Raw genomic sequence first — 14303 nt, 5'->3', positions numbered from 1 at the left:
GGGCCCTGCATCGGGCTGATCTCCGGGACCAGCGCCGATGCCATCGATGCGGCGCTGGTGGAGTTCGCCTCCGGCGCCCCCAGGCTGGTCGCAGCGCATGGCCATCCCTGGCCGGCCCGGGTGCGTCGGCGCCTGCTGGCGGTGGCCACCGGGGACGGCGCCGTCCATCTCGACGATCTGGGCACCCTGGACGGCGAGGTGGCCGAGTGCTTCGCCGACGCGGCCCTGGCGCTGATGCGGGTCGCCGGCATCACGGCCGCCGCCGTGGCCGCGATCGGCAGCCATGGCCAGACGATCTGGCACCGGCCCGGCGCACACCCACCCTTCACCCTCCAGCTTGGCGACCCTAGCAGGATCGCCGAACGGACCGGCTGCACGGTGGTGGCCGATTTCCGGCGACGGGACCTGGCCGCAGGTGGCCAGGGGGCACCGTTGATGAGCGCCTTCCATGCGGTGGTGCTGGGACGGGCCGGTCAGGACGTGGCCGTGCTCAACCTGGGCGGCATCGCCAATCTGACGCTGCTGCCGGCCGGCGGGACACCGGTCCTCGGCTTCGACACCGGACCAGCCAGCTGTCTGCTGGACGACTGGGCCAGGCGGCACACGGGACAGCCCTACGACCGCGACGGGGCCCTTGCGTCACGCGGGCGGGTGGATCGCGAACTCCTCGCGCGTCTGCTGGCCGAACCCTGGTTCGCGCTGCCCGCGCCGAAGAGCACCGGACGCGAAGTGTTCAATCCGGCCTGGCTGGATGCCAGGCTGCCCGCCCGGGCTGCGCCCGAGGACGTCCAGGCGACCCTGGTTGCACTGACCGCGCAGACCGTGGCGGAGGCCTTGCGCCGGCACGCCCCGGACACCACGACGGTGATCGCCTGCGGCGGCGGCGTCCACAACCCGGTGCTGATGGCGGCACTGGCCCGGGCCGTGGCGCCGGCGCGACTGCTCGACAGCGGCGCGTCGGGCATCGATCCGGACTACGTGGAGGCGATCGGCTTCGCGTGGCTGGCGCGACGCACCCTGGACGGGCTGCCCGGCAACCTGCCGTCGGTCACCGGGGCCCGCGGGCCGCGCATCCTGGGCGGCATCTATCCGGCCTGACTCCGGGATCCGGTCGGCGCGCCGGACCCCCCGGGATCGCGCCCGGCATTGCCCAGCGACTCTTCGATCAGGCCGGCTCGCAGCATGAACAGGTAGAGCAGCACGCCTGGCAGCGCCACCACCGTGGTGAGCAGGTAGAACTGCACGTAGCCGAGCAGCTCGATGAGCGCTCCGGCGGTGGTCCCGGTCAGCAAGCGGCCGACCACGCTGGCCGCGGCCGACAGCAGCGCAAACTGGGTGGCGGTGAAGGCCAGGTTGCACAGCGCCGACAAGTAGGCCACCACCACCACGCCGCCGATGCCGCTGGAGAGGTTCTCGAAGCCGATCGTGAACGCCAGCAGCGCATTCGAGTGGCCCACCGCCGCCAGCCAGGCGAAGCTGAGGTTGGACACCGCCATCAGCACCAGGGCGATCAGCACCGAACGCTTCATGCCGATCGACGCGTACAGCACGCCGCCCAGGAAGATCCCGGCAAGCATCGCGACGAAGCCGAAACCGACGTCGTAGGTGGCGATCTCGTCGTTGCTGAAGCCGAGGTCGTTGAGCAGCAGGCGCAAGGTGAGGTTGGCCAGGGTGTCGCCGATCTTGTGCAGCAGCACGAACAGCAGCACCAGGAACGCGCCGCGTCGGCGGAAGAACTCGACCAGCGGACCGGTGACGGCCTGCCATGCCTGAGCCAACCCGCCCGGACCGGACAGCGGCCGGTGGCGCACCGGCTCGCCCAGCAGCAGGCCGGTCAGCATCGCCGGAACCGCGAACGCGGCGCACAGCAGGTAGGCGACACCCCAGCCGCTGCGCGCCGCCACGTAGAGTGCGAGCGAGCCGGCCGCCACCGAGCCGATCCGCCAGCCGTATTGCGACATGCCGGAACCGACGCCGAGCTGGCGCGGTTGCAGGGTTTCGATGCGGTAGGCGTCGATCACGATGTCGTAGGTGGCGCCAGCGGCACCGACCGCCACCGCGGCCAGCGCGAACAGCGCCAGGTCGTCGCTGGGGTCGAGCAGCGCCAGCCAGGCGACGGCCGCCATCACCAGGGCGCCTGCGAATACCAGCCAGGACACACGCTGGCCGAGCCTGCCCAGCAACGGCAGGCGGACGCCGTCGACCAGCGGCGCCCAGAGAAACTTGAGGTTGTAGACCAGGAAAGCCAGCGAGAACGCCGTGATGCTGCGCTTGTCGATGCCGTCCTGGGCCAGCCGGGTGGTCAGCGTGGCGCCGATCATCGCGTAGGGGAACCCCGAGGAGATTCCCAGCATCAGGGCCGCCAGGGGCTCCCTCTCGGCGTAGGGCCGCAATCCCGCCGGCAGGCGGTCGCGCCAGCGCGAGAGCGCGCTCATGCGTAGTCCACCAGGAACGGCGCGTGGTCGGAGAAGCGCGGTTCCCGGACGATCGTGCAGTCGCGCAACCGGCCGCGCAGCGAGGGCGTGACCAGCTGGTAGTCGATGCGCCAGCCGACGTCGTTGGCGCGCGCGGCGCCGCGGTTGCTCCACCAAGTGTAGTCCTGCCCCACGGGACGCAGCACCCGGTAGCTGTCGACCCAGCCTCGGCCCGCGCCGGCGTCGGCGTCGTCCGGATCGTCGGCGCACAGCGCGTTCAGCCAAGCCCGTTCCTCGGGGAGGCAGCCGGAGTTCTTCTGGTTGCTGCGCCAGTTGCGGATGTCCAGCTCGCTGCGCACGATGTTCCAGTCCCCGCACAGCACGTAGTCGCGACCGCTGCGCAGCCAGCCGTCCAGGATCGGCCGCAGCCAGGCCATGACCTGGTACTTGAAGCCCTGGCGAAGTTCACCGGAGGACCCCGACGGGATGTAGAAGCTGACCACGCTCAGGTTGCCGAAGCGCGCCTCGATGTAGCGGCCCTCGTCGTCGAACGGCGCCCAGCCCAGGCTGGTGAGCACCTCGTCCGGTTGCCGGCGGCTCCAGATCGCCACGCCGCTGTACCCCTTGCGGGTGATGGCATCGCGGTAGAAGCAGTGGTGGCCGTCGGGCCGGAACAGGGGGTCGGCAAGCTGGTCTTCCTGGGCCTTGGTCTCCTGCAGGCACAGGACGTCGGCGGCCTGGTCGCGGAACCAGTCGCAGAATCCCTTGTTGGCCGCGGAGCGGATGCCGTTGGCGTTGAAACTGACGATGCGCATGGAATTCGTTGCGGACGCACCGGTCCGGCGATGACGGTGGCGCATGATGACCGCAATCGCGCGGACGTGCACCCGGCGCCGGCTGTCCGCGCGGGACTGCGGCATACTGCCGTCCCACACTTTCCCGCGATCCCATGCTCAAGGACCACCAGCGCCGCTTCCTGGACGCCGCGATCGCCTGCGAGGCGCTGCGCTTCGGTGAGTTCACGCTGAAATCCGGGCGCAGCAGCCCCTATTTCTTCAATGCCGGCCGTTTCGATGGCGGCGCCTCCCTGGACGTGCTGGGCCGCTGCTACGCGCAGGCGCTGGCCGATGCCGGACTGGCGTTCGACATGTTGTTTGGACCCGCCTACAAGGGCCTGCCGTTGGCCACCGCGCTGGCGATCGCGTTGTGGCGCGATGGCGGACGCGATGTCCCGGTGGCGTTCAACCGCAAGGAGGCCAAGCGCCACGGCGAGGGCGGCCAACTGATCGGCGCGCCGCTGCGCGGCCGCGTACTGGTGGTGGACGACGTGATCACCGCCGGGACCGCGATCCGCGAGGCGGTGACCCTGATCCGCGCCGCCGGGGCCACGCCCTGCGGCGTGCTGGTGGCGCTCGACCGCCAGGAGCGCGGGCAGTCGCAGCTGTCGGCCACCGAGGAGGTGCGCCGCGACCTCGGGTTGCCGGTATTGGCGGTCGCCGGTCTGGCCGACCTGCTGGCGCTGGCCCGCGAGCGCCCGGACTGGGCCAGCCGGAGCAAGGCGCTGGCCGACTACCAGGCAAAGTGGGGAACTCCGACACAGTTGTAAACGGAACAGGTTGGCACGGACTTTGCAGGATGGTCGACATGAAGACCATCACCTCCGCCCCCATCCTCACCCTCCTCCTGCTGGCCCTGCTGGCCGTGCCGGCGACGGCCCAGAGCAGCCGCGTCTACAAATGGCAGGACGAACACGGAAACGTGCACTACAGCGACCGTCTGCCGAGCGGCCAGGAGGCCCAGAACCGGGTCCAGCTGAACCACAACGGGGTGATGGTCCACACCCTCGATCCGGCGCCGGTCACGGCCCAGGCTGCCGCGGAGCGTCAGGAACTGCTCAGAAGCGCCCAGCGCGACGTGGCGCTGATGGTCACCTTCCAGCATGAGGGCGACCTGAGGCGGGCACACGAGGAGCGCCTGGGCCTGCTCAGGAGCAGCCTGGCGATCGCCCGCGGCAACGTCGGCCGTCTGGAGGCCGCCGTGACGGAACACGAGCGCCATGCCTCCAGCCTGGTCGAGGCGGGGCAGGCGGTGCCCGCGGCGGTGGCGCGCTCCCTGGACCAGGCTCGGGGCATGCTGGCCGAGCAGCTCGATGACCTGTCGCGGCTGGAGCGCCGGCACCAGGACGCGCTCGACATGCAGGACGCCGAGCTGCGTCGTTTCCGGGAGCTTGCCGGCACCCATTGAGGCGGGCAACCCGAGAATGCCCGGATCGTGGGAGGCGATCCGGCAGGCGCGGCAGGAGCCGCGTCGGGAGGGCCGGCGGCGTTCCAAGCCGTCGCCGGCCGGGCAACCAGGGCAGGGACGCCCTGGTCCCGTTTTTCTGATACCGGGCAACACGGCCCGGACGGCCAACCCGCCGTGAACGGGCGAGGACCTCCGATGGCACGCTGGCCTTCCCTATCCTCAGCATCGGCGATCGCCCTCCATATCGCCGTTGCCCTGACCGCGAGTGCCTCGGCATGGGCGCAGCAGTCGGGCAAGGTCTACCGGTGGCAGGACGCGGACGGCAACATCCACTACAGCGACCGGCTGCCGGCGGCGCCCGACGCGCGCAATCGGCAGATCCTGAACGAGGCCGGGATCCGGGTCGGCGATCTGGACGCCCGGCCCGCCGAGGTCGATGCCGAGCAGGCCGAACGACTGGCCGGCTCGCGCCGCGACTGGGCGCTGGCCTCCAGCTACGAAAACGAGTCCGAACTGCGCCGCGCCCAGGAGGAACGCCTGGCCCTGCTGCGCAACGGCGTCGCCATGGCGCGGGCGAACATCGACAAGCTGGCCACCACGCTGGCCGAGCAGGAGGCGCACGCGCTGAGCGTCAGTGCGGGCGCGGCGGTCCCCATGGCGGTGCAGCAACGCATCGAGGAGACCCGTCGGATGCTGGACGAGCAACGAGAGGAACTGGACCGGCTGCAGCGCCGCTACGTGGACAGCATCCAGCGCCAGGAAGAGGAGCTGTTGCGTTATCGGGCGCTGACCGCCGAGCTGGAAGGTGCATCGGACGCGGACGACGATTGACCCTGGCCTTCCTGCACCGCCTGGAATCGGGCGATGCGCTCCGAAGGCCGGCCACCGGCCAGGCTGAAGCTGCCCGCCACGTAGACCACGCCCCCGTCATCCGGAAGGACCGCGCGGACCGGCCGATCGGTGCCGCTGCCCAGCCCGGACCAGGAACGACCGTTCCAGCGGGCGACATGGTTCACACGGATGAACGAGGCCAGGTTGGCCCGCCCGAAGAAGCCGGCGGCGAACAGCTCCCCCGATCCGGCGGCAAGCGCAAGCACAGGATTGTCCAGACCCGAGCCGACCGTCCGCCAGCGGCTGCCGTCCCACCGGGCGATGTAGCGCGCCTCGACCGGCTCGCCGACATTGGCCTGCCAGAACATCCCGCCAACGTAGAGTTCGCCCCCATGAAAGGCCAGCGCGTACACGGCACTGTCCAGACCATTGCCCGCGCCGTTTCCAAGGCTCGACCAGCGGCCGTCCTGCCAACGCGCGACCCGGTTCGCCCGCACCACGGCGCCGCCATGGTTGACCTGCCTGAAGGTGCCGCCTGCGTAGAGCACCTCGCCGTCCACCGCCAGCGCATAGACGGCCGTATCCATGCCATTGCCGTCCTCCGAACCCAGCGCGTGCCAGGACGCCCCGTCCCATAGCGCGACCCGGCCCACGGGCAGCGACTCGCCGATATTGGCCAGGGTGAACAGGCCTCCGACATACAGCCCGGCATCGCCAGCCGCCAGCGCGTACACGCTGTCGTTCATTCCCTGCCCCTGACCTTGTCCGACCGCGAACCAGGTATGGCCGTCCCATGCCGCCAGGTTGTCGGCACGGGTCCGGCCGCCGGCCCGATCGAAGCGACCGCCGACGTGCAAGCGGTCGTCCCATACCGCCAGCGCGTGCACGGGACCGTCGACACCATTGCCGCCGGCGGATTCCAGCGCCTGCCAAGCGCTGCCGTCCCAACGCGCCAGGTTGTTCGCGGCGATCCCGCCGATCACCCGGAAATCGCCGCCAGCGTGCAGCATGCCCCGATACATGATCAGGGCATGGATGTTGCCGGCGCTGCCCATGCCGCCACTGGCCCTGCCAAGGGCGTCGTAGAAGCCGCGCCAGAGGGCCACGCGGCTGGCCGGCATGCCGCCGGCGCCCGAGGAGCGTTCGAACTCGCCGCCGACCACCAGCCCGGCAGGCGCCACCGCGAGCGCGAGCACGGGACGATCCATACCGGTGCCGTTGGCGCTGGCCAGCGACCGCCACTGTCGGCCGTCCCAGGCGGCCAGATGCATGGCGTCGACGTCCTCGCCGATGTTGGCGCGGGTGAAGCGGCCACCGACGTACAGGACCCCGTCATCGACGGCAAGCGCCAGCACCGCGTTGTTCAGGCCGTTGCCCAGGCCATGGCCGACCGCCTGCATGCTGCGGCCGGTCCAGCGCGCCAGGCCATGTGCTGGCGCGCCCTCCTCGTCGTACACGTTACTGAAGCCGCCGCCGAGGTAGATCGAACTGCCGACCCGCGCCAGCGCGCGAACCGTGCCGTTGACGCCGTTGCGATCGGGGTCGCCCAGTGGCAGCCACTCGTCCTCATGCCATCGGGCCACCCGCGAGGCACGCACCTCGGCGCCCAGATTCGCGCGTGAGAAGGCACCGCCGACCAGCAATCCGTCGCGATCGGACAGCAGGGCATGGACCGCGGCATCGAGGCCGTTGCCGGACCGGTTGCCGACCGCCTGCCAGGCGATACCGTCCCAGCGGGCGATCCGGTTGGCGCGGATCGCGGCGCCGACATTCGCCTGGGTGAAGTCGCCCCCGGCGAACAGCCGGCCCTGGTGAACGGCCAGCGCCCACACCGGTCCGTTGAAGCCCTGGCCGTTGCCCCAGCCGAGCGCAGTCCAGGTGCTGCCGTCCCAGCGCGCGATGTTGGAAGCCGCCACCGGGGCACCGGCATTGACCTGGCGGAACCGCCCGGCCACGTACAGCCGCCCCTCATCGAGGGCCAGCGCATGGACCTCGCCGTCGACGCCCTGGCCGTCGCCAGTCCCCAGTGCATGCCAACGGTGCAGGCCCGGGTCGAAGCGGACGACACCCCCGGCGCGCACGTTGCCGCAGGCCGAGAACGCACCGCCGAGATAGACATCGCCATCCGGACCGACAAGCGCCGCATGGACCGGCCCGTTGCAGCCCTGGCCCAGCCCGAACAGGCCCGACCAGCGTTCGTCGTCGGGACTGCCGCCGCCCTCGGCGCGGGAGGGGTCGTCCGGGCCCAACAAGGCGTCCAGCGCGCGGCTGAAGTCGACCTCGACACCCTCCTCGCCGTATCCGGGAAGCAGCTGGGTCGGGTCCGCCTGGGCCCGTGCCGGCCCGGACGACATCACCCCCAGACCGAAAAGCAGAGCCGTGGTCTGCAGCAGCCGCTTGGCCATACCCATGGGCATCCCCGTCGACCCGGGCCACGCCCCTGCCGACCGCAACCGGTGGCACCAGCCCGCCTGGGAAAATTGTGATTTCCCGCACACTACAGCCCGCGAGCGGCAGGCGGCAAGCCCCTGGACGGCGGCCCGCGGCCCTGTCCCCGGCCCTCAGCCTGGCAGCCGTCGCACAGACACAGGACGGCCCGCGGACGCGGAATCCGCTTCAGACCGGGGCCGGACACCGCCGCGCCGATCGGGACGCCCAGGTGGGCGGGAAAGCGCCTTGGGCCCGGACTCGGGACCCGCGGACGCGTTCCGCCCTCTCGCACAACTGACCCTCTCGCACAACTGAGGGGAGACGTGCGGTGCCCTGCCAGCGGCGGCACGCGCTCGGCCGGGCGGTCGACGGGCCTGGCGAGGGCGCGCGGCTGGGATGCGACGCGAACCAGACCCTCAGAAGGGCAAGTGCAAAGATGGATCGAGCGCCAGCAACTGCTGCCGGAACACAGCCTGGATGCGCGCCAGCGCGGTCTCGCTGTCTGCATCGAAGCGCAGCACCAGGCAGGGCGTCGTGTTCGAACACCGCACCAGGCCCCAACCGTCCGGCCAGTCGGCGCGGATGCCGTCGATGTCGCTGACCCTCGCGCCCTCGAACTGCGCGACGCCGATGAAGCGCGCGATGAATGCGTAGTGCTCGCCCTCGGCCATCGGGATCTTGAGTTCAGGCGTGCTGACGCCCTTGGGCAGGCCGGCCAGGACCCGGCTCGGGGATTCGGGTCGCCTGGCCAGCAGTTCCAGGAGCCGGGCACCCGCGTACAGCCCATCGTCGAAACCGTACCAGCGCTCCTTGAAGAAGAAGTGCCCGCTCATCTCTCCGGCCAGCGGCGCCTGCACCTCCCGCATTCGCGACTTGATAAGCGAGTGGCCGGTCTTCCACATCATCGGCTGGCCGCCGGCCTGCGCGATCTCGCCTGCCAGGTGGCCGGTGCACTTGACGTCGTAGATGATGGTTCCGCCCGGCACCCTGGACAGGACATCGCGGGCGAACAGCATCAGCAGGCGATCGGGGTAGATGATCTCGCCGTCGGCGGTGACCACCCCGAGGCGGTCGCCGTCGCCATCGAAGGCCAGGCCCAGGTCGGCGCCGCTGCGCGCCACCTCGGCGATCAGGTCCTGGAGGTTGTGGGGGTCGCCCGGATCGGGATGGTGGTTGGGGAAGGTGCCGTCGACCTCGCAGAAAAGCGGCTCGACGCGCGCCCCGATCGACTCGTACAGGCGCTGCGCGACGATCCCGGCGATGCCGTTGCCGGCGTCGGCGACGATGTGCAGCGGCCGCTCCAGCGCGATGTCGCGGGCGATGCGCGCCACGTAGGCCGGCAGCGGGTCGACCATGTGCACACCGCCGCGGCCGCTGGCGAAGGCGGTCGCCTCGATGCGTTCACGCAGGCCCTGGATGCCCGGCCCGGACAGCGTGTCGCCACCGACCATCACCTTGAAACCGTTGTAGTCGGGCGGGTTGTGGGAACCGGTGACCATGATGCCGCTGCCGGTCCCGTACTCGTGGGTGGCGAAGTACAGCACCGGGGTCGGCACCGCGCCGCAGTCGATCACCTCCAGGCCGCAGTCGACCAGCCCCTGGATCACGGCCGCCGACAGCATCGGTCCGGACAGCCGGCCGTCGCGCGCCACGCAGACCTTGTCCAGGCCATGTTCGACCACCTGGGACCCGAGGGCCCGGCCGACCATGTAGGCGGTCTCCCGGGTCAGCTGGCGGTCGACGACGCCGCGGATGTCGTACGCGCGGAAGATGCTGGGATCGATCATGGTCGTTCAGGCTCGCGAGTTAAGGGAGGAGAAGCGCAATCAGGCGCGGCCGGTGTGGCCGAAACCGCCCTCGCCGCGGGCGCTGGCATCGAAGGCGTCGACGATGTCGAAGCGCACCTGCCGGACCGGCAGCACCACGAGCTGGGCGATCCGCTCGCCGGGCTCGACGGTGTAGACGGCGTCGGAGCGGTTCCACAGCGACACCATCAGCGGTCCCTGGTAATCGGCATCGATCAGCCCGGTCAGGTTGCCAAGGACGATGCCGTGCCGGTGGCCCAGGCCGGAGCGCGGCAGGATCACCGCGCACAGGCCGGGGTCGGCGATGTGGATGGCCAGGCCGGTCGCGACCAGGGCGCTGGCGCCGGGCGCCAGCGACAGGGGCGCGTCCAGGCAGGCGCGCAGGTCCATGCCGGCGCTGCCCGGCGTGGCGTAGGCGGGCAACGGGAAATCGCGGCCGACCCGGGAATCGAGGATGCGCAGCGCGATCGCGGTCATGGCTCGCTCCCGGCCCGGGCCTCCAGCAGATCGGCGACCACCACGACCAGCCGGCGCGCCAGTGCCTCCTTGGCGTCCTCGCCCAGGTCCTGGCGCCGGCCATCGCGGAAGAACAGGACCAGGTGGTTGTCCTCGCGTTCGAAGCCGCGGCCGTCGCCGACCAGGTTGCCGGCGACCAGGTCCAGGTCCTTGGCGGCCAGCTTGTCGCGCGCGTAACGGTCAAGATCGCCGGTTTCCGCCGCGAAGCCGACCAGCAGGGGGCGCTGCGCCCGCCCCGCCAGGCCAGCCAGAATGTCGGGCGTTCGTTCCAGTACCAGCTCGAGGCGGCCGGCCTCCTTCTTGATCTTGCCGGCCGCGACCTGCAGCGGCCGGTAGTCGGCCACCGCCGCCGCCCCGATGTAGGCATCGGCACCCATGCAGGCCGTGCCGACCGCCTCCGCCATCTGCGCTGCGCTGCGGACGTCGATGCGATCGACGCCTGCGGGCGTCGCCAGCGCCACCGGGCCCGCCACCAGCGTGACCCGGGCACCGGCCGCGGCGGCGGCGGCGGCCACCGCGAAGCCCATCCTTCCGGAACTGCGGTTGCCCAGGAAACGCACCGGATCGAGATCCTCATGGGTCGGGCCGGCACTGACCACCAGGTGCCGGCCGGCCAGCCGCGCGGTGGCACCTGGCTGGTCGGAGGTCGCCAGGGCGGCGACGATCAGCTCGGGCTCCCGCATCCGTCCCGGCCCGGGCTCGCCACAGGCCTGGTCGCCGCTGTCCGGGCCCAGCACGATGGCACCGCGCGCGCGCAGGGTGGCGACGTTGGCGCGGGTCGCCGGGTGCGCCCACATGGCCTGGTTCATCGCCGGGGCCAGCACCAGCGGCGCGGTGCTGGCGAGCGCCAGCGTGGTCAGCAGATCGTCGGCCATGCCGTGCGCCAGACGTGCGAGCACGCCGGCGCTGGCCGGCGCCACCAGCAGCGTGTCCGCCCAGCGGGCCAGCTCGATGTGCCCCATGGCCGCCTCCGCCTGCGGGTCCCACAGGCTGCTGCGCACCGGTTCTCCGCTCAGCGCCTGGAAAGTGGCCTCGCCCACGAACCGTTGCGCGTTGGCGGTCATCACCACGCGCACGGCGGCGCCTGCTTCGCGCAGCGCGCGCACAAGGACCGCCGCCTTGTAGGCGGCGATGCCGCCACTGACGCCGAGCAGGATGCGTCGTCCTGCAAGGGATTGCGCCATCGAAGGTCTCCGCTGGTCGGAAAATTCCCGCGTCACGACGGGTCGCCAGCTTAGCCGATGACGCGCCCGCATCCGATGCGCGGGCCGCCGCGAACGGCGACAGTGCCGGCATGCGCATCGGCGACTGGCCCGACTCCGAACGTCCCCGCGAGAAGCTGCTCGGCCGCGGCCCAGACAGCCTGGGCGACGCCGAACTGCTTGCCGTCCTGCTGGGCACCGGCATCCGCGGCGTCGATGCGGTGAGCCTGGCGCGGCAACTGCTGGCGCGGTTCGGCGGATTGCGCGGCCTGCTCGGTGCCGCCCCCGACACCCTGCTGGCCAGTCCCGGCATCGGCGAGGGCAAGGCCTGCAAGCTGCTGGCCTGTCTCGAGCTGGCGCGCCGGCATCTGGGCGAGGACCTGCGCCGCGGACCGGCGCTGCTCGATCCCGGGCACAGCGGGCGCTACCTGAAGGCGCGTCTGCGCGACTACCCGTACGAGGTGTTCGCGGTGCTGTTCCTGGATACCCGGCACCGGCCGATCGCCTGCGAGGAGCTGTTCCGCGGCAGCATCGACGGCGCCGCCGTGCATCCGCGGGAGGTGGTGCGCCGGGCCCTGGCGCACAATGCCGCAGCGGTGATCCTGGCGCACAACCACCCGTCCGGCGTCGCCGAGCCCAGCGACGCCGACCGCCTGATCACCCGTCGCCTGGCCGACGCCCTGGCCCTGGTCGAGGTGCGCGTGCTCGACCACCTGGTGATCGGCGACGGCGAGCCGGTGTCGCTGGCGGCGCGCGGCTGGCTTTAGCGACCTGAAGCGGGTCCGAACGGCCCCGCATGCCCCGGAACGAAACCAGGCAGCACGCGAAGGACCTCGACGTCGCTTCTGGCACTTGCCCGGCACGGTCCGGGGCCGGTGTGTCGGTGCGCAAACGCAGACGGGGCGCCCAGAGGCGCCCCGTCGGTCCACGGTTGGCCGCAGGATCAGTTGCGGCGGACGCCGTAGGTCCAGCCGGCGGTCCAGTCGTCATCGGCGTCGCGGAAGGCGCCAATGTAATCAACCGGGGTGAAGAACGGATCGTCGACGATCGCGCCGGCGCCCTTCAGCGGCGAGTTCGGGCCCGGCAGGAAGCCGTTCACCAGACCGCCGTTACCGGTGCTGTTGCCCGGCTGGCCGTTGAAGAAGGCTGCCGCGTCGGCACCGCCGGCATCGGACGTGCTGAAGTTGTTGGTGCAGTTCAGGCGGGTGTTGCGAACCACCAGGTTGCCGGCGGCGATCTGGGCGCCGGTCTGCGGCTGCTGGATGCGCAGGCAGGAGCGCGTGAAGCCGGTCACGTAGCTGTTCCACTGCTTGCCGCCGCTGCCTTCCTTGAACTGCAGGCCGTCGTTGGTGTTCGGGCTGGCCGGGTTGCCGATGTAGGTGACGTTGGAGACCACCGGGATGGCGCGCGGCGTGGCATCGAAGTTGGTCGGGCTGTTGGCGCCCTCGTTGCCGTGGTTCTCGCCGAAGCCGGCGCCCTGCTGCAGCAGCGCGAACTGGATCTTGCCGCTGTAGCCCAGGTCCCAGTCCAGGAAGTCGTCGCCGCCGTCGACGCCGACGAAATACTTGACGTTGGCGGTGCCGCCGAAGAACTCGATGTCGTCGTCCTGGCCGCGGTAGGACTGCAGGTACTCCAGCACGGTGCCGCTGCCGACGCCCTGCAGGGTGAAGCTGTTGACCTCGCGGTTGGGCTGGTAGACGACGCCGGCGTAGCGCATCTGGATGTAGCGCAGCACGCCGCTGCTCTCGGTGGCATTGGTGCCGCCGAACGGCAGCGGGCGACCGTACAGGCCAGAGAACTCCGAATCGCAGGTGTTGTTGGCGCAGTTGACCGGCGCGTTGCCCGAGATGATCAGGCCGCCCCAGTCGCCGGTGGCCGGCGTGCCGCCAGCGACGCCGTCCTGGAAGCTGGTGAAGATGATCGGGGCGTTGCGACGGCCCTCGGCGAAGATCTTCGAACCGCGGGAGATGTACAGCGCCGACTCGCGGGCGTCGCCGAAGATGCGGGTGCCAGGCTCGATGGTGATCGTCGACTGCTGGGCGTTGTCGTTGCCGATCAGGACCAGGTCGCCCAGCTCCCAGATGGTGTTGTTGGTCAGGCGCAGGTTCTGGCCGAAGTAGTTGCCCTCCAGCTTGCAGGTGCGCGGCGCGGTCAGGGTGGTGCCCGCCGGACAGGCGGTGAACGCCTGGCGCCACACGCACTCGCTGCGCGGCGTCGACTGCAGGGGCTGCAGGTTGTAGGAGGTGTTGGGCAGGCCCGAGGCCGCATCCATGGTGAGCGTGACATTGGCCTGGCTGCAGCTCGCGAAGTTCACGGAGATGCTGCCCAGCACGGCCGGGACAGGGTTACCGCCCGGGCCGAAGCTGCCGCCGGTGATGCGGCCGATCGGAAAGCTGGTCTGGTACTCGAACTCGCCCAGCTCGGCCGAGTTGCCGGTGATCCACAGCGGGTTGCCCTGCTGGTCGAAGGTGAACAGGGTCATGAACAGCACGCCCCGGCCCTCGCCGGTCGGGATGAAGTCGAAGTCGACGCCACGACGCTCGCGGGTCGGATCGAACCAGTTGCCGTCGATGGCCTCGCTGATGCGCATGGAGGCCTGCGCCATCCCGGCCGACAGTGCGAACAGCGCGCCGCAGGCGGCCAGTCCGCGCGAGAGGGACTTGCTGAGCATGGAGAAAATCCTCTGATGGGAGACAAGCGGCCGAAGCGGCCGAAGGGCACTACGTGGCGGACATGCTAGGCAGGCGAGATGACAGGCCGGTTGCAGCCACAAGGAGGAAATGTTGCAGCCGATGCCGCGACGGGCCGGGTCGGCGAGGACGCCGGGCGTCCAGGCACCCGGCGGCGCTGCCAATGCATCC

12 protein-coding genes are annotated in these 14303 nt (G+C 70.9%); 5 read left to right on the top strand and 7 right to left on the bottom strand.

All coding sequences use genetic code 11. The features are described from left to right. Positions 1 to 18 precede the first annotated feature (18 nt). Positions 19 to 1098, top strand: coding sequence for an anhydro-N-acetylmuramic acid kinase (locus KF823_03920; protein MBX3725047.1), 1080 nt, complete (start codon positions 19 to 21; stop codon positions 1096 to 1098). Here the strand turns inward: KF823_03920 and KF823_03915 are convergent. Then, positions 1086 to 2435: an MFS transporter gene (locus KF823_03915; GenBank protein MBX3725046.1), complete on the bottom strand. Its 1350-nt coding sequence runs from the start codon at positions 2433 to 2435 to the stop codon at positions 1086 to 1088. The two genes, KF823_03920 and KF823_03915, sit on opposite strands and share 13 nt — an antisense overlap. Beyond that, on the bottom strand, positions 2432 to 3229 hold the full coding sequence (gene xth / locus KF823_03910) for an exodeoxyribonuclease III (protein ID MBX3725045.1): 798 nt from the start codon (positions 3227 to 3229) through the stop codon (positions 2432 to 2434). Before xth ends, KF823_03915 begins: the two co-directional genes overlap by 4 nt. Positions 3230 to 3363: 134 nt before the next feature. On the opposite strand from xth, the gene pyrE reads away from it, so the two are divergent. The 3 genes from pyrE (at position 3364) to KF823_03895 (ending at position 5489) form a co-directional block, all read left to right on the top strand. Next, positions 3364 to 4020, top strand: a complete 657-nt coding sequence (pyrE, locus tag KF823_03905; GenBank protein MBX3725044.1) for an orotate phosphoribosyltransferase — start codon at positions 3364 to 3366, stop codon at positions 4018 to 4020. Positions 4021 to 4058: 38 nt separating this feature from the next. After that, entirely contained in the window at positions 4059 to 4658 is a 600-nt protein-coding gene (locus KF823_03900; GenBank protein MBX3725043.1) for a DUF4124 domain-containing protein, read from the top strand. A 195-nt stretch (positions 4659 to 4853) separates the two neighbouring features. Next, positions 4854 to 5489, top strand: a complete 636-nt coding sequence (locus KF823_03895; protein MBX3725042.1) for a DUF4124 domain-containing protein — start codon at positions 4854 to 4856, stop codon at positions 5487 to 5489. On the opposite strand, the gene KF823_03890 is transcribed toward KF823_03895, so the two are convergent. The 4 genes from KF823_03890 to coaBC form a co-directional block, all read right to left on the bottom strand. Beyond that, positions 5435 to 7900, bottom strand: a complete 2466-nt coding sequence (locus KF823_03890) for a hypothetical protein (protein ID MBX3725041.1) — start codon at positions 7898 to 7900, stop codon at positions 5435 to 5437. The genes KF823_03895 and KF823_03890 overlap by 55 nt on opposite strands. A gap of 435 nt (positions 7901 to 8335) precedes the next feature. Further along, positions 8336 to 9706, bottom strand: a complete 1371-nt coding sequence (locus tag KF823_03885; GenBank protein ID MBX3725040.1) for a phosphomannomutase/phosphoglucomutase — start codon at positions 9704 to 9706, stop codon at positions 8336 to 8338. 39 nt (positions 9707 to 9745) lie between these two features. Continuing rightward, on the bottom strand, positions 9746 to 10201 hold the full coding sequence (dut, locus tag KF823_03880; GenBank protein MBX3725039.1) for a dUTP diphosphatase: 456 nt from the start codon (positions 10199 to 10201) through the stop codon (positions 9746 to 9748). Further along, positions 10198 to 11424 (bottom strand): bifunctional phosphopantothenoylcysteine decarboxylase/phosphopantothenate--cysteine ligase CoaBC, encoded by a 1227-nt coding sequence (gene coaBC, locus KF823_03875; protein MBX3725038.1) that lies wholly within the window; start codon positions 11422 to 11424, stop codon positions 10198 to 10200. Before coaBC ends, dut begins: the two co-directional genes overlap by 4 nt. 110 nt (positions 11425 to 11534) lie before the next feature. Here coaBC and radC point away from each other — a divergent pair, with 110 nt between their 5' ends. Further along, complete coding sequence (radC, locus tag KF823_03870) at positions 11535 to 12209, top strand: DNA repair protein RadC (protein MBX3725037.1); 675 nt, start codon at positions 11535 to 11537, stop codon at positions 12207 to 12209. Between the two features lie 176 nt (positions 12210 to 12385). On the opposite strand, the gene KF823_03865 is transcribed toward radC, so the two are convergent. Then, a complete protein-coding gene (locus KF823_03865; GenBank protein ID MBX3725036.1) occupies positions 12386 to 14113 on the bottom strand; it encodes a hypothetical protein in 1728 nt (575 codons plus the stop codon). Positions 14114 to 14303: the final 190 nt, after the last annotated feature.

Source organism: Lysobacterales bacterium (assembly GCA_019634735.1).
GTDB lineage: Bacteria > Pseudomonadota > Gammaproteobacteria > Xanthomonadales > UBA2363 > Pseudofulvimonas.
This window is presented reverse-complemented; position numbering and strand designations above follow the sequence as displayed.